Origin of the sequence: Superficieibacter sp. HKU1, from assembly GCF_029319185.1 — a bacterium.
Classification (GTDB): domain Bacteria; phylum Pseudomonadota; class Gammaproteobacteria; order Enterobacterales; family Enterobacteriaceae; genus Superficieibacter.
Genome location: NZ_CP119754.1, coordinates 63242 through 80638, shown reverse-complemented (window position 1 = coordinate 80638; position 17397 = coordinate 63242). Strand labels below are relative to the sequence as shown.

Genomic DNA, 17397 nt, shown 5'->3' with positions numbered 1-17397 from the left:
AAGACCTTTTGATATCCCATATCTTGAGGATCCGAATCAGACTCGTGCTGGAAGTATAGTGGCTTACTGAATTAAACAATGAAATCAATTAAGGAGAGTTACCTCACTCTTTAAAGCACTTATACCCCTTATAATTTGCATGCTAGAGCAACCTCTAGTTGAAAAATCAATACAAATGGGAGTATTACGATATGGCTAGATGCACCGCACCAGTACGCGGACATAGCTCAGCGGCCGCCGCCGCCGCATGTCCTGCTTGTCGTTATCGTAGCAGAAGCTATGGCTCTTACGACTCCTCCTACTCTTCGTCGGGCAGTAGCGGAGGGAACAATGGAGGCGGTGGTAGTTCCAGCGGCAGTTCAAGACCTCGCTGGTCGAAATCAGGTTCATCCGTGTCGTACACGTCTGCTCAAGTGCAGTCACTCACACCAATTCGACAAACTGTTGAGACACGTGCAGTGGAGCAACCAGACCTTCGTGACGTCTTTCTTTGCCACGCGTGGGACGACCGGCAGGGTATAGCGAAAGAGCTATACGATTTACTCGTGGCGGCTGGTGTCAAAGTCTGGTTTAGCGAAAAGGACCTTGGCCTCGGAGTTCCTATGATGCGCGCCATCGACAAGGGCTTAGCAAATTCGCGAATCGGGCTGGTACTGGTGACCCCTGCGCTGCTGGACCGTCTCCCCAAAGAGGGTGTAGCTGACAAAGAGCTCTCGGCACTCTTGGCGGGTAACCAGCTCGTTCCAATCGTGCATAACACGACGTATATAGCTCTCCGCAATGTCAGCCCCTTGCTCGCCTCACGAACTGGTTTGGACACTGGAGAGGATTCAATGGCAGTTGTCGCGACAAAAATCGCCGAGCTGGTTGCCCTTTAGCTCGGTGGCCCACTCAGATTCTCGATTAAGATGTGGTTGTTGGCAAATATGCGATCTAACCATTGGTCAGCTGGCCTGCCTCCGGCAAGCCAGTTACTTACAACGGGAATGTCCGACTCGCTCATAGCCGACGCGATTCGCCCCTGTGGACTTGTCAGTGCCAGTTGCGGACAATGTAAGATTCTCACACCACTTTGCTTCTTTTATTCAAAGAATTGCTTGATAAAATCTGGATTGTGGAAATAGTCAGTTCAAAAAAGAGACAAAGATATGGCGATGATTGATTTACATAGAAGAAATGTTGATCGTAAAAGAGGTGAAATCGCTCGATTGATTGACCAAAAGGCTAAAGAATATGCAAAAATAACAAGCTTAAATAATAAAATTCAGTCGACAACAAAGCAAATGAACTCATCGAAGTCATTAGCAACGATTAGCAATAGGCAGAAGGAAATATACAAACACCAAGCAGAGATATCTAAAGTTGAAAAGAAAATTTCAGAATTTGAAACCAAAATATCCAAAAAGAATAAAGAATTACAAGCTGAGCAAAGAAAAATGGATAATGAGGAAGTTAAAGAATACAAAAAATTCCAACAATTTCAAGATAAACTCCAGCGCGAACAAACTAGGGCATTAAGCACTGTCAATAAGACATTGTCGGAGCACACTAATATGATAAAGAATTTAAGTGAGTTACCTAAAGAAATTACGGTATTGTTTCTTGCTTCAAATCCACAAGATCAAGGACAGTTAAGGTTAGATGAAGAAGTTCGTTCTATAAAAGAAATGATTACAAAATCACGTCACCGTGATGCAGTAAAATTGGAATCATGTTGGGCGGTTAGACCAGGCGACATTCTACAACATATGAATGAATATATGCCAACAATTGTACACTTTAGTGGCCACGGAAGTTCCAATGATGAATTGGTACTTATGGATAACAACTCCAACACTAAATTAGTGTCGATGGAATCTATCGTTCAGGCAATGAGTGTTGCGAATGACAACTTAAGACTAGTATTTTTCAATACATGTCACTCAAAAAATCAAGCTAATAAAGTAGTTGAACACATTGAATGTGCAATTGGAATGAGCGACTCGATTACAGATGATGCTGCGAGAACCTTTTCTGCGCAATTTTATTCATCTTTAACTTTTGGTCTTTCTGTTGAAAGATCGTTTAATCAAGCGAAAGCAGCTTTAATGCTAGAGGGTATTTCAGAACAGAATACACCAACACTTTTTATGAAATGTGGTTGCGATGCAACTAATACATACATTATTGCACAGTCAGATTAATCAATGTATTTAATAAATACTTAATTGCTCAACATATCTCATTTGTCGGCGTGTTGAGCAAATTTGATCTCAATAAGAAAATGGTAACGTCTGCTCCTCGCTCAAAGCAGACTGACAGATTTAGTTGTGTTTTATCAACAATAGTCTGTCCGCTCGAGTCTGAACTAATACATATAATTAACCGATTTCATTCAGCACTATAGCCTAATCTCTCTAACTCTTTCCTTCCCAGGCTTTTGAGCCAGTTCCCCAGACTCATCCCTTCCGCCTTTGCCGCAGCTTCAAACTGAGCTTTTAGTTCCGGTGTTATGCGAATTTGAAAAGTCGGCGCTTTTCCGGATTTGGACTGGTTTGGATCACGTTTAGCGGTTGACATGCACGTACCTACAAGCGGAAGATAACTCTATTCAGGTACGTACCTTAACATAACGTGGCCTGATTTATAAACGCCCTCATCCAGTATTCGCAGTACCGGACGAGAGCTAACCTTCACCAACTATCAAGGAGTTGATTATGGCTGACCCGCATTCTACCTCAGACCTCCCCGCAACCAAACCCGAGCGCACTTTTATTGTGGGCTATCGTCCAAAATGTCTTGATACCAGCACGCCGAGCATCACGTTGTCCGGCAAATGGCTGCGCGAGGCAGGCTTTGAGACCGGCAACCACTATACGCTGAAGGTGATGCCCGGCTGCCTCGTGCTGGTCGGTTTGACGGACAGAGAAGAAACGCTCACTAAGGAACTGGCGGAGACTAAGCATACGCTTGAGGAGATGAAAGGGATGCTGCAAGGCGCTTAAGTTTTACTCAGGCCGGAGGCACTCTTGCCAGACCGGCCTTACCGGAACGGATGAGACGGTTATCATCAGCCGCCCTTCCTGCATCGGAAAAGTGGAAAGCCGAACACGTCAACATGGCAGTGATAAATTACTGCATCGTCACCCAGTCAGATGCCTGAGCTTAACCCTCAATCTCTGGCATAATAAGTGAACTACAGCGTCGTGAGTAAGATGAAATGGAGGCGGCATGACAGAAAAACACTTATCCCAGTCCCCGGCAGGTGAATTTATTCTGTTTGCCAGTGATGACGGCGAAGTGCGCGTTGAATGTCGCTTTGAGCAAGAGACGCTGTGGCTATCTCAGGCAACCATTGCCAGCCTGTATCAGATCACCCCCCAGGCGGTTACGCAACACATTAAAGCGATCTACGAAGAAGGCGAACTTGAACAAAACGCAACCTGTAAGTCTTACTTACAGGTTCAAATGGAAGGCCATCGTCAGGTAAGCCGCAACAGGCTTCATTACAGCCTGCCCGTTATACTCGCCGTTGGCTATCGCGTCCGCTCCCAGCGAGGCACTCAGTTCCGTCAGTGGGCAACCCAGACCCTCCAGGAATATCTGATCAAAGGTTTTGTGATGGACGATGAGCGGCTGAAAAATCCGCCTGTGGGTTCATCGGCCGTGCCTGACTATTTCGACGAGATGCTGGAGCGCATCCGCGATATTCGTGCCAGTGAGCGCCGGGTTTATCTGAGAGTAAGAGAAATCTTTGCCTTAGCCGCCGACTATCAGCCATCGCTAAAAGAAACCACACAGTTTTTTCAAACCATCCAGAACAAGCTGCATTTCGCCTGTACCGGTCATACCGCTGCGGAACTCATCCACAAACGTGCTGATGCCAGCAAACCACATATGGGCTTAACCAGCTATAAAGGTGAAGAGGTACGGAAGTGTGACGTGACGGTGGCAAAAAACTACCTTAATCAGGATGAAGTTAGCGAGCTTAACCGCGTGGTTAACATGTGGCTGGATTTTGCCGAAGATCAGGCTCGTCGCCGTCAGCAGGTCTTTCTGCGTGACTGGCAGGTTAAGTTGGATCAGTTCCTGCAATTTAACGACCGCGAGGTTCTGCAAGGCGCGGGGACGGTCAGTAAGAAAATGGCAGATGAAAAAGCGCAGGCGCAATATGTTAATTTTGCCGAACAACGGCGGCGCTTAAAAGAAGCTGAAGGTGAGAAAGATATTGCTGCTTTGCTACAGTGGGACAAAGAAAAGAAAAGCTAACGCTGGCTACTTGATAGAGATAAACGCAAGCTATCCCTTCGGCTCAATCTTCTTCTTACGTAATGCCTCCCTCGCCAACTCCTTCAACCAACTGGCGAGGCTCACCCCCTCCTCAGCCGCCACAGCATCAAGCTGTTCTTTCAATGCCGGATCAATGCGCATCTTAAACTGTGGTGATTGCCCCCCACCTTTTGGTTTTTTTTCACGCGATATGATTGACATGGGGCCACCTATCCACTTATTCTGACTATATAGGAGGCCACCTAAAAACCTCCTCTATTAACAACGCTCCGATGTGCAGCAACACAACCGGAGCGTCTAACCTCACCAACTATCAAGGAGTTGATTATGGCTGACCCGCATTCTACCTCAGACCTTCCCGCAACCAAACCCGAGCGCACGTTTATTGTGGGCTATCGTCCAAAATGTCTTGATACCAGCACACCCAGCATTACGCTTTCCGGCAAATGGCTGCGCGAGGCGGGCTTTGAGACCGGCAACCACTACACGCTTAAGGTGATGTCCGGTTGTCTCGTGCTGGTAGCTTTGTCGGATAAAGAAGAAAGCCTGACGAAAGAGCTGGGGCAGACCAAACAAACGCTGAACGATCTGAGAAAAATGCTTCTGCCCGCTGAAACTAGCCCGGTTGGCTAAAACCGCCTTTAAGGCCACCAGCGTAAAACGCAGTTGTTCGGTTTTACCGAACAACTGCTGATACTCCCCGGCGACACCGCCAGTTAAACACTCCCTACAGCCTCTCAATAAACCCCTTCAGCTCGCGGTTAAAACGTTCGCTTTCTTCCATAAACGGCGCATGGCCGGAGTCATCAAAAATCACTGACTGAATACGCGGATTCACGTCCTTCGCCCGCGCCAGCGAGGTCTGCGGATTGACCAGCGCGTCATGCCTGCCGTAAATAAACAGTAAAGGCACGCGGGCAGGCCTGAGTGATTTTTCAAGAGAAACGCTTATCGACGGCACGGCGCGCTGCATCGGCCATGCGGCAAGAGCGGCATTTGCCAGCAGCCGCCCGAATGTCTCATTGTCCGGCTGTTGATAGAAACAGAGCCGCAGGAAGGCGCGCTCACCATCAAGGTGGGTTTTTAAATCACTGGCGGTCATGTCACGGTAAACCTCCGGATGCGCTGTTATTTGCTCAGGAACAAGTTCCACCACGCCGTCGACGTAGATCGCGCCGCTGATGCGGGCATCGCCATAAGCGTCCAGATAACGCGTGATCACCACGCCTCCCAGTGACCAGCCAACCAATAGCGGCTTATCAGCATGACTGCCCTCAATAACCGCCGCCAGATCATCGCCCCAGCGCCTGCCGTCGCGATAAGCGCTTTCCTGCTGCGGCTTACCGGAGAGTCCGTGACCACGCAGATCAAAAGTAATCAGCCGGTAGCGTTGCAGTTGTACGTCTTCGGTCTGTTTTTCCCAGTTCAGGTGACTGCCCAGCAGACCATGAATAAAAATCACCGGCCTGCCGTTCGGGTTGCCGCTCTCCTGGACGGCCAGCGTGACGCCGTCAGGCGCGGTAACCGTATAGTTTTTTACCTGCGCAAACAGCGCCGCAGAAAACAGCAGCAGGAACAGCGGAACGACCGTGCGACGAAAAATGAATAACCACATAAAAAGCTCCTCTGGTAAGTGATCCCGCGCTATGCTGAACCCTGACATTAATGTCAGAGTCAAGCGGCATTCACAGAGGTGGGTTATGCAGTTAACCATTGGCGAGCTGGCAACAAAGACGGGCGTCAGCGTGCGTTCGATTCGGCATTACGATAGCCACGGTCTGCTGACATCGACCCGCGCCTGTAACGGCTACCGCTATTTTCCGCACGAGGCCATTGCGCAGGTGCGGCAGATCCAGCGGCTGATCGGCACCGGGTTCAGCATCGCGGAAATCCGCAGTTTTCCTGACTGTATGCGGTTAATTGAAGGCGCGGCGTTTTGCCCGGAAACCCAGGCTATTCAGCATAAACGGCTGGCGGAGATCGAACGGCAGATTAGTGACCTGGAATGTCGGCGGGCGCGATTAATGGAAACGTTGCGACAGGGTAAAAACGGCTAACCGGCGATGTCCTCTCCGGTTGAATTTTCAGGTTCTGGCGTTTAGATGGACTGCCCCCTTTCCCGCCGAAACCGCGCAGGCGTACACCCCGCCCATTTCTGAAACGCCTTGCTGAATGATGCCTCAGAACGGTAGCCCGCCAGTTCTGCGATGCTGGCGAGGCGGCTGCCGGAGATCAGCAGACGGCGGGCCGCCTGGCGCATCCGCCAGTCCGTGACGTAGGTCAGCGGCGGCATTCCCATTACGGTGCGAAAATGCTCAGCAAAGCGCGAGCGCGATTGCCCTGCGGTGGCGGCCATGGCGTCAAGGGACCAGTGGGCTTCCGGACGCTGATGCACTTCCTGAAGGACGCTGGCGATATAGCGGTCGGCCAGCCCCCGCAGCAGTCCTGGCGCGCCGGATCGGGCATCGGTCGCCAGCCAGGCGCGCAACGCATAGATGAACAGAATATCGGTCAGATGGGCAGATACCGTTCCCCTGCCCGTGTGGTCGCTGCTGATTTCACGGTCAAGCAGGGAGATAACTTGCGCAAGGGCGTGTTGTTCAGGGCCGGCATTATCCTGGCGCAACAGCAGCACCTTCGGCAGGCCGGATAACAGCGGCGTATAGCTGCGATCGCCGAAGTGAAAGACGCCGGAAATAATGACCGTTCCGGCGGCATCGCTCTCCTGACCATAATGAAAGGCGCGCGTCTCAAAATGATGACCGGGCTGCCACGGCGGCACGCCAATAGTGTTCAGGACGTCGCTGAACGGCACGCGGCGAGCGTGTTCGTGATGCAGCAGTTCGTGGGCATCGCCGCCGGGCAGAATGACGATATCGCCCTGCGCCATGCGATACGTTTCCCCGACCGTCCCGCCGGAAATGACGGCCTGACCGGAAATCACGATATGAAAAGGCACGCCCGCCAGCGGATCTTTGCTGAAGCCCCATCCGGCGGCAAGCGCCATGCGGCAAAAGACCGAGCTTCTCAGGTGCAGGTTGCCGAGTACATCTTCGATAACGTCCATCGCGCTGGGACTATTGGTGTGATTTTAGGGATGGTTGAATATAGATCATCCCGGCTGTCTTCACCATACTTCTTCCACGGCCCGCTCCGGGCGCAACGGAACTCCTGATGAGGTTAGCCATGAATCTGAAGAACAATACGATTTTAATCACCGGCGGCGGCTCCGGCATCGGGCGCGGTCTGGCGGAAAGGCTTCACGCCGCAGGGAATAAGGTGATTATTGCCGGGCGCAGGAAAGCGGCGCTGGATGAGGTGGTAGCACTGAATCCCGGCATGGCCGCAGTGACGCTGGACCAAGGCGATCCGCAGGCGATCGTGGAATGTGCCCGACAGACGATCCGCGACTATCCGGCGCTGAATATCATCATCAATAATGCCGGCGTTCAGCGCGTTGAAAATCTGCATCTTGGTCAGGTGGATCGGGCGGAGGAGCAGGTTACCAGCAATTTTCTTGGCCCCGTCAGACTTATCGCGGCGTTTATGCCGCACCTGCTGGCGCAGCCTTCTGCGGCTATTATCAATGTTACCTCAGCATTAGGGTTTGTGCCGCAGGCGATGATCCCGACCTATTCAGCGACCAAAGCGGCGCTGCATGCTTATACCCTTTCGCTGCGCTATCAGTTGCAGGATACGCCTGTCAGGGTGCTGGAGATTATTCCGCCGTGGGTCCAAACCGCGCTTCAGGGGGAGCGGGGTTTTGATGAACGGGCGATGCCGCTGGAGGACTATCTCGATCAAACGATGGCCCTGCTGGCGCAGCCGCCGGAGAGTGGGGAAATCGTGGTGGATGCGGCTAAAAGGCTGCGTTTTGCGGAACAGGCGCAGAAGTTTACGGCTGTGTTTACCGCGCTGAATGACGGGCGAGCGGAGGAATTTGGTAACCCGCCGCGTCGGCCGGATTAAGGCGATTCGCAGGGCGGGAGCTATCGCCCCCGCCTTTCACCTCGTCAGAAGTTATACGTCAGCCCTACCGTATAACGCCGACCATCGAGCACCGTATCATATGTGTCATAGTCAATCTGCTTATCCAGCGCGTTATACACCCCGGCGGAGACCAGCAGGTTTTTGTTGGCGTTGTAACGCAGACCAAGGTCGATTTGCGTATAGGACGGCGTGCCCTGCGCCATTGACGTCCGGCTCAGGTACTCCGAGGTTTTGCCGCGCAGGTTCAGACGGCTCCAGAAGCCGACATCCTGCGTGGCCTGCCAGTCCAGCGTAGTGTTGAACATGTGTTTCGGCATTTTGTTCAGCGGCTGGCCGGAGAACTGGCCGCTTTTCTGCTCGGACTCGGTATAGGTATAGTTCGCCGTCAGGTTAAGGTCGCGCACGATTTCCCAGCCGAAGCTGGATTCCACACCGCGCATATTTGCCTTATCGACGTTGACGCGATCGCTGACGAAGTCGTAGCTATGGTTACCAATGGTACAGGCCGGATCGGCACTGCTGTTACAGCGGCGAACTTCGGTGATCTTGTCTTTAAAATCGGTGTTGAACAGGGTGATGCCCGCGTTGAGATTGTCGTTGTTATCCCACAGCAGCGCGATCTCTTCGCTCAGGCTTTTTTCCGGTTTGAGGTCCGGGTTGCCGACGATGATGCCGTCGAGCCGTCCGCCGCCGGTCACCTGGCCCCAGCTGGCTGAAGACTGGCGCAGATCCGGCGCGCGATAGCCCGCAGAGACGCCGCCTTTCAGGGTCCACTGTTCGGCAAGATGCCAGACGCCGTAGCCGCGCGGGGTCCAGTTGGTGCCGTAGTTTTCGTCCTTGTCCATGCGCAGGCCGCCGGTCAGGGTAAAGCTGTCGGTCATCGCCCACTCATCTTCAGTAAATAGCGCCCAGCTCCAGCGGGTCAGTTTATTCAGACCGTCCGCCGCTTCCAGCTGGTTGCCGTTATCGTTCAGTTTTTCATAGCGATACTGGCCGCCCACCGTCAGGGTGTGGTCGCCGAGGAAAATCTGGTTCTGGTTGTTAAACGTGGTGTTATACGACTTCATTTCGCGGCCGGGGTTGGTCGATTTTTCCTGCTGGAGATAGCTGGTGGTGTTGAAGTCGTCGTAATAGCCGTTGTGGGTTAACGCATAGGTTGTGTGCTCATAGCGGCTATTGCTCGGGCTGTTAGGCGTGCAGGTGTTGCCGCGGCAGGTTTCCGCAGCCTGCGACTTGCCCGGCGTGCTATTACGGTCCTGCAATTCGCGCGCGACGTCGAGGTCAAAGTCGTTTTTCTCATCCGGCGTGAAGTTCAGCGTTACGCCGCCGTTACGTAATTTTTGCTCGTTGTAGCCGTTAACGATCTGGTCTTCGGCGCGGCGCGACAGCAGGCCGGTAATTTTTGCCCCCAGCAGGCCGTCGATAATCGGGCCGGAAGCATAGGCGTCGGTCTGGAAGAGATCGCCTGAATTATTATCTTCCTGGAACGTTGCATCACCGTGCAGAGATCCGGTCCAGCCAAGGTTATTAGAAACCTTTTTGGTAATCACGTTAATCACGCCGCCCATCGCATCAGAACCATATAACGATGACATCGGCCCGCGAATAACCTCGATACGTTCGATGGATTCCAGCGGCGGAAGCCAGCCTTGTTCGATGCCGGAATTATCGCTGTTCGGGCGCGTACCGCGGGTGCTAATACGTTTACCGTTGACAAGGAATAAGGTGTACTGGGAAGACATACCGCGAATGCTAATATCGCTGCTGCTGGCACCACCGGTTACCACGACGCCGGGTACGTCTTTTAGCGCGTCGGTAACATCGCGATACGCTTTATCTTCTATTTGCGCTTTAGAGATCACCGAAATAGACGCGGGCGCATTCTGGATTTTTTGTTCAAAGCCGGTGGCACTGACCACCATCGTATCCTGATCGGCAGAATAGACGCTGGCTGAGAATGTGGCGAGTGAGACCGCTGCGGCAAGTAAATTAACGCGAGATATTGTCATTTTCATTCCTTAGAATAAAAAGCACTGGCAAAAGAGCGTGCTGTAAAAAAAGTACAAAATTTTTATAAAAAGCATTTATGTAGAGCGAAACGGCGCGATTTTAGGCAACAAAGATGAGAATGTAAACATTAATGAGAATTGTTAGCGTTTGTAACGTGATCCCCATCACGCTTTTCCCGGGTGCGCAAATAACCATTTGTTTTAGAGGTGTTATTATTTAGCAACGGTTCATGGCGTAGCATTATTTAAGGAGAAATAATCTTTTACAGGCGTTTTATTAGGGTGGTGCGCCCTGTCTTTTTTATTTCTTTAAAAGCAGTCATCCTTCAAATCCCGTACTTTCTCAAATTTAAAGTAAACTGATAATAATCCACTCGTTATTTGCCCCTGTGAGGCCGGTTTGCGCATCGCAACGATTACTAATTTTGCCTACATCGCCACCGTCGTGTTGACGCTTGCCTCCGGCGTGGCATTGTTTATGGCTTCCGGAGCAGATAAGGCGGAGCGAGCCGCAGTAAAGCAAAGTCAGGATTTTGATACGGTAACGGAACAACTGGAGAAAGATGCCTTTGCACAGACCGATCTTGCCCGCTTATCGGTCATCAATAAAGCGCCGGAAAATATTCAGGCCTGGAAGGCCGGAATGGCACAGGAGTCGCGGCTGGAGCAGCATATCGCGAGCCTGAAGGATATTGGCGCTTCCGCTGAAGAACTTATATTACTGCGCGACGGCATTAGCCTGCTAAAAACGCTGGAAGAAGAACAACAGGCGGCGATCGCCGCGCTTGAACAGGGACAAAATACGCACGCTATTGAACGGTTATTTGACGAGAATTATGAACAACAGTTATCGCAGGTTGAGTATCGGTTCTCCCATTTTGAAAGCCTGATTAATCAGCGAACCGAAGCGACAATTGCCGAAGCAACTCATCTTTCACAGCGTCTGCGCACCCTGTCAGAAATCATGGTTGGCCTGACTGCCCTGCTGTTTCTGTTCGTGCTGGGCTTTATCATCAAGCGCCGGATTTTACGCCCGGTGGTGACCCTGAGCGATGTGGTCAACCGGCTGGCTACCCAGGATTTTGCCGTAGAAGCGCCTCAGTATGCGCAGGTCGATGAGATTGGCGATATGGCGCAGGCGATACGCATTTTTCGCGAAAATGGCATGGTCCGGCAACAACTGGAGCAGGAGCGCGATGCCGACTGGGTAACGCGCAACCTGCTCGCGCGGATGACGCAGCGGCTCCAGGGATGCGAATCTCACCGCAGCATCATCAAGGTTGTCAGCCTCTTCGCGCCGAAAATCGTGCCGGAGATGGGCGGGCGGCTGTATATTCTCGATCCGCAAAACAATACCATGAAATGCATGGCCAGCTGGCTGTCTCCGGCGGGGGAAGATACGCCCTTTCAGCCGGAGTGTTGTTGGGCGCTCAAGCGCGGACAGTTGCATAGTCCCTCCAGAGACGCCGTGGATATGCCCTGCGAACACTATCCCGCTCAGGTCGCGACAAAAGCGATTTGCGTGCCGCTGATCGCGCAGAATAAAACCATCGGCCTGCTGACCTTTGATAATCATATCAATGAGAAAGAGCCGCCGTATATTTATCTCGAACTGATGGCCGAAACGCTCTCGCTGGCACTGGTGAACCAGAAACTGCGCGATACGCTGACCGAAAAAGCGATGTACGATCCGCTGACCGGCCTGCGTAATCGTCATAATCTGGAAGAGTTGCTGCGCGGTCTGATCGAACGCGCCGAAACCAAAAAGAGCTGCGTTAGCTGTCTGATGATCGATATTGATTACTTTAAAAAACTCAACGATACCTGGGGCCACGGCGCGGGCGATAAAGTGCTGCGGGAAACCGGGCGCATCATCAGTGAGCTGCTGGATGACGCCAGCGTGGCGTTTCGTTACGGGGGAGAAGAGTTTTTAATTCTGCTGCCGGATATCGACGAGGCGCAGGCCAAAAGCATCGCCGGGCAGATCCTGCATAACGTTGGCCAGCACCGGATGTTATATGAACTTCACGATGTCGGGCCGATCTCGGTGTCCATCGGGCTGGCGACATGGCCGACGCATGCCCGCGAAAGTAATCTGGTCAGGGCGGCGGATCTCGCCCTGTACCTGGCAAAAGAGCGCGGCAGAAATCAGATTGTCGTCGCCAAAAAAGCGTCTTAAAGCTTAAAGGTCGGCCAGTGAATGTCGTTAACGCCATTCAACAGCGGGCGGGCGAACAGGAATCCCTGGAAGCGCCGGATGCCCGCAGATTCCAGCCAGCACCACTCTTCCACTTGCTCGATACCTTCGGCAACAATAGTAATTTCCAGCTCAGCGCAGCACTTCACGATCGACTTCACGATGGCTTGTTTGGGGCCGCTGAGGTGAATGTTGCTGACGATTTCACGGTCGATTTTGATTTTGTCGGGCTGGAATTTGGTCAGCAGCGACAGTCCCGCGTAGCCGGAGCCGAAATCATCGATCGCCAGACCAATGCCAGCGGCACGCAGTTTTTTTATCGCGCTGGTAAATTCACGGAACCCTGAAATCACCTCGTTTTCGGTGACTTCAACTATCACCTGCTCCGGGCTAAGTCCGCACGCCGCGATTTTCTCCAGCAAAAACTCGACCGCGCCTGGTACATATACCAGCGACATCGGCAGTAAATTAATGGCGATCTTGTGGTTACCAATACCGATCTTCTCTGCCAGCGCAAACGCGTAAGCTTTGGTTTGCAGATCGACTTCATAGATTTGATCGTCGGGGATCGCTGAGAAAAAGTGTTCCGGACTGCCGCCAGTATTGCTGCGCACCAGCGCTTCCAGCGAACTAATTGTACGCCCCAGCGGCTCGACAATCGGCTGAAGCGCGAACTGGCACATTTGCCCTGGCCACAGCTGGGTTGACGGCGGCTGGAACGGCGCTTTTTTCGGTTCCATCACCCAGTGGTTCGGGTCAAAACGCGCCTCGGCTTGCGCTCTGTGCCCGGTGGTGGCAAAAGTTTCGATAAACTTAAATACCCGGTCTTCGGCCGCAAGGTAACTTTCCAGTTTTCCGTGGCGTAACACAGAATCCAAAATAGCCTGGGGCGTCTCAAGACGCAGATCGAACAGCACCATGCCTACGTTGGCGAAGCGCCGCCGGGGAGCGTAGTCGCGCATTAGCTCAACAACGTTCTGATGACGGATATCCTGGCTAATTTTACAAAATAACCTGTCGAGAATGTCTTCCGGCCCTTCCAGTACCTGAAGAAAATGGGTTCCGTCAAACAGCAGCATGCCCGTGACGTCAAGTGCCGCGTTGCTCCGTTTCGCTTTCTCGACCAGCGCATCAAGAGGAAACGTCTCGCAGGATAAATTTAACTGGCTTCGGTAGATAAGCGTCGTAAGCACCGTGAAGCGTCCCTGAGTAATGTTAAAAGGTTATACAACATATTTAACACACAGCCAGAGATGTCACACGGTGAATACGTGATTTCTGAGAATTTAGGCATGGGGGGCGCAGGATCACACGAGAAGCGCAACGCGATCTCAACGGCATTGTGAACGACACCATTGCCCACTAGGGTAAGCAAAAATCGCAGGGGTACCTGAAAGAGATAAAAGCCAGGGCTAACGCTTTTTCACAGGTCGGGTCAGGCAAAGCCGCCGCCCGGCACATTGTCACCGTTATACCAGGCTTTTTACTATTTCCATCAGCGCCTTCACATCTTCAGGGCGTGTATTACCAGACTGCGGATCGATAATGGAACTGTAAACATGCGGCATTACGCGGGAGACGCCTGCTTCCAGGCTGGTTTGCAGAATGACGCCAAAATTTTCCAGATCGATTCCGCCAGTCGGCTCGATCAGCGTCATGCCATTTCTGGCCGCCGCCTGCGCCAGTACGTTCAGTTCCGCCAGCGATTTTTCGCCGCCCATCGGGAAAAACTTCGCCGCGTGCGCTCCCATATCCTGCATCATTCTGACTGCGGCATCGCAGGAGACATGGGCTGGCGTTCCCTGACCGCTGCGGACTCCGGTTGATATGAGCACATCCCCTGGCGTGCCCGTAGGGCTGACCAGGGCGTTAATATGCGTTTGCTCACCGCCCGTTGCCGCCAGCGCACCCGCGGCAAAACCACTACCGGTAAAGGTCTGATTCACGTGTGCCGGGTGGACCTTTGCTGCAATCATCGCCGCTTTGTAATACTGCGCCGGATCGCCTGCTCCCAAACCTACAGAAACCGACGGTATCTCCATCATCCAGCGCTTCACCTCGTCAATTCCTTCTTCAACGCTGGCGAATTGCGCACAGAGTATTCCAATTACCGCATGCCCTTCTGCGGCGTCATAAATTTCCCGGGCGTTGGCAATATCTTTCGCCAGTACGTTAATGGCTACTCGCTGGCGATAAAAATTAATTTGCTGCATGGTCTGCAATCTCCTTCAGTCGGGCAACGATCAGCGCCATTTCCCCTTCACCCACGGTCCGTGGATCGAAGCTGAATATGCCCTGATGCAGATAATAACGACGGGCATAAATAGCAATGTCGCCATCGCGAAGCTGCGCTTCCACTTTCCGGGCATCAAGCCCCAGCTCCTGCGGTTCAACTCGCACACGGATGCGCCAGATCGCTCGTCCGGCTTCATCCTGTTCAATATCGGCGTGGAGACCGTGAATCGCGGAGATGGCCTCCGCCCACGGCTGCAATGCCTGCGCATCAGGCGTTTGTTGTGCCTGCTGATAGCGATCCAGGGCATACACCAGCCCGACCATATTCTCTTTGCCAATTTTCATCGCCCGCGCAATGCCGTGATGCTGCGCTTTGCAGGCGGCAATCCAGGCTCGCTTGCCGGTAATAAACCCGGAGGTCGGCGCATTAAACGCTTTCGCTCCGCTGTAGATCACCATATCCGCGCCGCAGGCCACCCAGCTGTGCAAATCCTCTTCTGCCGCCGCATCCACAATGAGCGGCAGGCCATGAGTGCGAGCGACAGCGACAAAGTCCTCAATGCTCAGCATCCCTTTCTGGACGCAGTGGTGCGATTTAACGAACAGCAGCGCGGCGGTGTTGTCATTCACCGCGCTCTCAAGTTGCCAGCGTGCGGCGAGGTTGCTGGAGCCGACTTCCACTACCCGTCCACCGCCCAGTCGAATCGCACTGATGATGGGCGCGCCGTAGTCCACGTTATGCCCGCGTAACATCACAATCTCATTCGCCAGACCGGTGCTGTCCGGCATTTGCGCGACGCTGGTCTGTTCACCGTGCGTAATGGCGGCGGCAACGGCGATGGCAATGCCCGCCGAGGCGCAGGAGGTGATATAGCTATCCTCTGCGCCAGTATGGTGGGAAACCAGTTCCCCGGCACGATCCACCAGCTGGTCGATTTCCACGAACGCGCCTGCCGCCTGGGCGGTGGCCTGCATCACCTCTGGCGCAACGCTGGAGACGCCGAGTATCGTCATCTTGCCGCAGGCGTTAATCACTCTTTTCAGCCCCAGCTGCTGATAAATGTTTTGCGTCATGGCTTACAACACCCCCAGCAACGAGCAAACGACGCTAATCGCCACAATCGACAGCAGGATAGTGGTGTAGCGCGGTCCCTTTTTCACCAGATAGAAGTAGATGGCAAACACCGCCGCCAGCGGCAGCAGGCCGGGCGCGATAGAATCGAGGATTTGCTGCACCACTACTTCGGACCCTTTCTGGGCGCTGATTTTAAGCGGCGTAGTGATTTTGACGTAGCTTGCCGAGAGCGCGCCCATCATGATCAAGCCCAGCACGTTCGCGCCGTAGATCAGTTCTTTAATTCGTCCTCCCTGAAGCAGTCCGATTATCGAATCGCGACCGAGCGTGTAGCCTTTGTGGATCAGGCCGTAGCTGATGGCCAGGGTGATCGCCGGATAGAGGATCAGCGGTGCAATACCGCCAAACGAGCTGCCACTGGCGGCGAACGGGATGAAAATCGCAATTAACAGCGGCATGACGGCGGCCCAGACGATAGAGTCGCCCATCCCGGCCAGCGGTCCCATCAGGCCGGTTTTAATGCCGGTGATGGAGGCATCGCTGATCGGCTCGCCGCGTGTTTTCTGCTCCTCCATGGCGATGGAAATCCCCTGGATCACCGCGCCGAACGTTTGTTCAGAGTTGAAGAAGTTCAGATGACGTTTCAGCGCGTCCACCTGCTCCTCTTTTTGCGGATAGAGTTTTTTGATGATCGGCGTCATCGAGGCGCAGAAAATCAGGCTCTGCAATCGCTCATAGGAGTTGGACACTTCCGCGCCCAGCCAGTAAATAAACCAGGCTTTGGTGATATCCGCTTTGGTCAGCGCGTGGCTTGTTCGCGCACGCTCGACCAGTTCATGTTCCATTACATCGCTACTCATGAGGTTGCTCCTTCATTTTTCGCCAGACCTTTGATCAGGAAGGCCACGCAGGTGCCAAAGATGGCCATCGCCATGATGTCGACTTTCAGGTACAGCACCGCAAAGAATCCGCCGATAAACCACGGCAACAGGCTTTTTTTACCGATCACCATAATGGTGATGGCGAAGCCGAGCGCGGGGAGAATGCCGCCCATGATTTCAAAGGAGTGAGTCAGCCAGTGCGGCATCAGTTTGAGGAAGCTTTCCACCACATTCTGCCCAAAATAGTTGGCGGCAAAAACGACCGGAAAGCGCAGAATCAGCCCCAGCAGCGCCGGGTAGACAAAGGCGCAGCGCATGATCCCGGCGATATTGGCCGTTTCCGCGTGTTTGTCCGCCATATGTACCCATGCTGCATTCAGCGTGCGCCGGAGCTGATCGAGGAACACGCCAATCACGCCGAAGGGGATCGCCAGTGCGATCGCCAGGTTTGGGTCCATCCCGGCTTTCACCGCAATAGGAATCGAAATGCAGGCGGCCAGCGCCGGATCCGACGGCACGTTGCCGCCCGGCGTAGACGTCACCCCGAGATAAACCAACTGCATTCCCGCGCCGATAATCATTGCCGTTTCCATATTGCCAAGCAGCAGGCCAACGAATACGGCAATCACGACCGGCTGCAATAGCATGGCGGAGAAGGTGTAGCCGAGGCGTAAACGGGCGAACCAGTAATACAGACCCATCAGGCTCGCAAAAATTAAGGTATCCATAGTGTTATCCCAT

At 53.1% G+C, this 17397-nt stretch carries 18 protein-coding genes; 8 read left to right on the top strand and 10 right to left on the bottom strand.

All coding sequences use genetic code 11. The annotated features are described in order from the left end of the window. Positions 1–191 precede the first annotated feature (191 nt). Positions 192–878, top strand: coding sequence for a toll/interleukin-1 receptor domain-containing protein (locus P0H77_RS23180; RefSeq protein ID WP_346429455.1), 687 nt, complete (start codon positions 192–194; stop codon positions 876–878). Between the two features lie 270 nt (positions 879–1148). Continuing rightward, positions 1149–2183 carry a CHAT domain-containing protein gene (locus P0H77_RS00390; RefSeq protein ID WP_276160749.1) on the top strand — a complete coding sequence of 345 codons (1035 nt, stop codon included), beginning with the start codon at positions 1149–1151 and terminating at the stop codon, positions 2181–2183. Between the two features lie 187 nt (positions 2184–2370). On the opposite strand, the gene P0H77_RS00385 is transcribed toward P0H77_RS00390, so the two are convergent. Beyond that, positions 2371–2559: a toxin-antitoxin system HicB family antitoxin gene (locus tag P0H77_RS00385; RefSeq protein ID WP_276160746.1), complete on the bottom strand. Its 189-nt coding sequence runs from the start codon at positions 2557–2559 to the stop codon at positions 2371–2373. A 137-nt stretch (positions 2560–2696) separates the two neighbouring features. Here P0H77_RS00385 and P0H77_RS00380 point away from each other — a divergent pair, with 137 nt between their 5' ends. Next, positions 2697–2984, top strand: coding sequence for a SymE family type I addiction module toxin (locus tag P0H77_RS00380; RefSeq protein ID WP_276160739.1), 288 nt, complete (start codon positions 2697–2699; stop codon positions 2982–2984). Positions 2985–3210: 226 nt separating this feature from the next. Further along, the gene (gene rhuM / locus P0H77_RS00375; protein ID WP_276160724.1) at positions 3211–4248 is read left to right on the top strand and encodes a RhuM family protein; all 1038 of its coding nucleotides are present in this window, start codon (positions 3211–3213) and stop codon (positions 4246–4248) included. A gap of 30 nt (positions 4249–4278) precedes the next feature. Here the strand turns inward: rhuM and P0H77_RS00370 are convergent, their stop codons facing one another. Next, complete coding sequence (locus P0H77_RS00370) at positions 4279–4470, bottom strand: toxin-antitoxin system HicB family antitoxin (RefSeq protein WP_276160719.1); 192 nt, start codon at positions 4468–4470, stop codon at positions 4279–4281. Positions 4471–4596: 126 nt separating this feature from the next. Here P0H77_RS00370 and P0H77_RS00365 point away from each other — a divergent pair, with 126 nt between their 5' ends. Next, positions 4597–4902, top strand: coding sequence for a SymE family type I addiction module toxin (locus tag P0H77_RS00365; RefSeq protein ID WP_276160711.1), 306 nt, complete (start codon positions 4597–4599; stop codon positions 4900–4902). A gap of 94 nt (positions 4903–4996) precedes the next feature. Here the strand turns inward: P0H77_RS00365 and P0H77_RS00360 are convergent, their stop codons facing one another. After that, positions 4997–5884: an alpha/beta hydrolase gene (locus tag P0H77_RS00360; RefSeq protein WP_276160697.1), complete on the bottom strand. Its 888-nt coding sequence runs from the start codon at positions 5882–5884 to the stop codon at positions 4997–4999. An 85-nt stretch (positions 5885–5969) separates the two neighbouring features. Here P0H77_RS00360 and P0H77_RS00355 point away from each other — a divergent pair, with 85 nt between their 5' ends. Next, positions 5970–6326, top strand: coding sequence for a MerR family transcriptional regulator (locus P0H77_RS00355; RefSeq protein WP_276160690.1), 357 nt, complete (start codon positions 5970–5972; stop codon positions 6324–6326). A 41-nt stretch (positions 6327–6367) separates the two neighbouring features. Here the strand turns inward: P0H77_RS00355 and P0H77_RS00350 are convergent, their stop codons facing one another. Then, positions 6368–7336, bottom strand: a complete 969-nt coding sequence (locus P0H77_RS00350) for an AraC family transcriptional regulator (protein WP_276160682.1) — start codon at positions 7334–7336, stop codon at positions 6368–6370. A 119-nt stretch (positions 7337–7455) separates the two neighbouring features. On the opposite strand from P0H77_RS00350, the gene P0H77_RS00345 reads away from it, so the two are divergent. Continuing rightward, a complete protein-coding gene (locus P0H77_RS00345; protein ID WP_276160680.1) occupies positions 7456–8238 on the top strand; it encodes an SDR family NAD(P)-dependent oxidoreductase in 783 nt (260 codons plus the stop codon). Between the two features lie 44 nt (positions 8239–8282). On the opposite strand, the gene P0H77_RS00340 is transcribed toward P0H77_RS00345, so the two are convergent. After that, positions 8283–10268, bottom strand: a complete 1986-nt coding sequence (locus P0H77_RS00340) for a ligand-gated channel protein (protein WP_276160678.1) — start codon at positions 10266–10268, stop codon at positions 8283–8285. 400 nt (positions 10269–10668) lie between these two features. Here P0H77_RS00340 and P0H77_RS00335 point away from each other — a divergent pair, with 400 nt between their 5' ends. Beyond that, complete coding sequence (locus P0H77_RS00335; RefSeq protein ID WP_276160676.1) at positions 10669–12447, top strand: diguanylate cyclase; 1779 nt, start codon at positions 10669–10671, stop codon at positions 12445–12447. On the opposite strand, the gene P0H77_RS00330 is transcribed toward P0H77_RS00335, so the two are convergent. From P0H77_RS00330 to P0H77_RS00310, 5 genes are all read right to left on the bottom strand, one after another. Next, complete coding sequence (locus tag P0H77_RS00330) at positions 12444–13658, bottom strand: diguanylate phosphodiesterase (protein ID WP_276160675.1); 1215 nt, start codon at positions 13656–13658, stop codon at positions 12444–12446. The two genes, P0H77_RS00335 and P0H77_RS00330, sit on opposite strands and share 4 nt — an antisense overlap. A gap of 276 nt (positions 13659–13934) precedes the next feature. Next, positions 13935–14678, bottom strand: a complete 744-nt coding sequence (locus tag P0H77_RS00325) for a 2-dehydro-3-deoxy-phosphogluconate aldolase (protein WP_276160674.1) — start codon at positions 14676–14678, stop codon at positions 13935–13937. Beyond that, a complete protein-coding gene (dgaE, locus tag P0H77_RS00320) occupies positions 14665–15774 on the bottom strand; it encodes a D-glucosaminate-6-phosphate ammonia lyase (protein WP_276160673.1) in 1110 nt (369 codons plus the stop codon). The genes P0H77_RS00325 and dgaE overlap by 14 nt, the downstream gene beginning before the upstream one ends. Positions 15775–15777: 3 nt before the next feature. Further along, positions 15778–16635, bottom strand: coding sequence for a PTS system mannose/fructose/sorbose family transporter subunit IID (locus tag P0H77_RS00315; protein WP_276160672.1), 858 nt, complete (start codon positions 16633–16635; stop codon positions 15778–15780). Next, positions 16632–17384, bottom strand: coding sequence for a PTS sugar transporter subunit IIC (locus P0H77_RS00310; RefSeq protein ID WP_276160670.1), 753 nt, complete (start codon positions 17382–17384; stop codon positions 16632–16634). Before P0H77_RS00310 ends, P0H77_RS00315 begins: the two co-directional genes overlap by 4 nt. Between the last annotated feature and the right edge of the window lie 13 nt (positions 17385–17397).

Bases quoted from the DNA above. Each gene is read 5' to 3' on its own strand.
- P0H77_RS00385 (WP_276160746.1), bottom strand. From the start codon at position 2,559: ATGTCAACCGCTAAACGTGATCCAAACCAGTCCAAATCCGGAAAAGCG.
- P0H77_RS00350 (WP_276160682.1), bottom strand. From the start codon at position 7,336: ATGGACGTTATCGAAGATGTACTCGGCAACCTGCACCTGAGAAGCTCG.
- P0H77_RS00365 (WP_276160711.1), top strand. From the start codon at position 4,597: ATGGCTGACCCGCATTCTACCTCAGACCTTCCCGCAACCAAACCCGAG.
- P0H77_RS00355 (WP_276160690.1), top strand. From the start codon at position 5,970: ATGCAGTTAACCATTGGCGAGCTGGCAACAAAGACGGGCGTCAGCGTG.
- P0H77_RS23180 (WP_346429455.1), top strand. From the start codon at position 192: ATGGCTAGATGCACCGCACCAGTACGCGGACATAGCTCAGCGGCCGCC.
- P0H77_RS00345 (WP_276160680.1), top strand. From the start codon at position 7,456: ATGAATCTGAAGAACAATACGATTTTAATCACCGGCGGCGGCTCCGGC.
- P0H77_RS00380 (WP_276160739.1), top strand. From the start codon at position 2,697: ATGGCTGACCCGCATTCTACCTCAGACCTCCCCGCAACCAAACCCGAG.
- P0H77_RS00315 (WP_276160672.1), bottom strand. From the start codon at position 16,635: ATGAGTAGCGATGTAATGGAACATGAACTGGTCGAGCGTGCGCGAACA.
- P0H77_RS00370 (WP_276160719.1), bottom strand. From the start codon at position 4,470: ATGTCAATCATATCGCGTGAAAAAAAACCAAAAGGTGGGGGGCAATCA.
- P0H77_RS00390 (WP_276160749.1), top strand. From the start codon at position 1,149: ATGGCGATGATTGATTTACATAGAAGAAATGTTGATCGTAAAAGAGGT.
- P0H77_RS00325 (WP_276160674.1), bottom strand. From the start codon at position 14,678: ATGCAGCAAATTAATTTTTATCGCCAGCGAGTAGCCATTAACGTACTG.
- P0H77_RS00310 (WP_276160670.1), bottom strand. From the start codon at position 17,384: ATGGATACCTTAATTTTTGCGAGCCTGATGGGTCTGTATTACTGGTTC.
- P0H77_RS00360 (WP_276160697.1), bottom strand. From the start codon at position 5,884: ATGTGGTTATTCATTTTTCGTCGCACGGTCGTTCCGCTGTTCCTGCTG.
- P0H77_RS00340 (WP_276160678.1), bottom strand. From the start codon at position 10,268: ATGACAATATCTCGCGTTAATTTACTTGCCGCAGCGGTCTCACTCGCC.
- rhuM (WP_276160724.1), top strand. From the start codon at position 3,211: ATGACAGAAAAACACTTATCCCAGTCCCCGGCAGGTGAATTTATTCTG.
- dgaE (WP_276160673.1), bottom strand. From the start codon at position 15,774: ATGACGCAAAACATTTATCAGCAGCTGGGGCTGAAAAGAGTGATTAAC.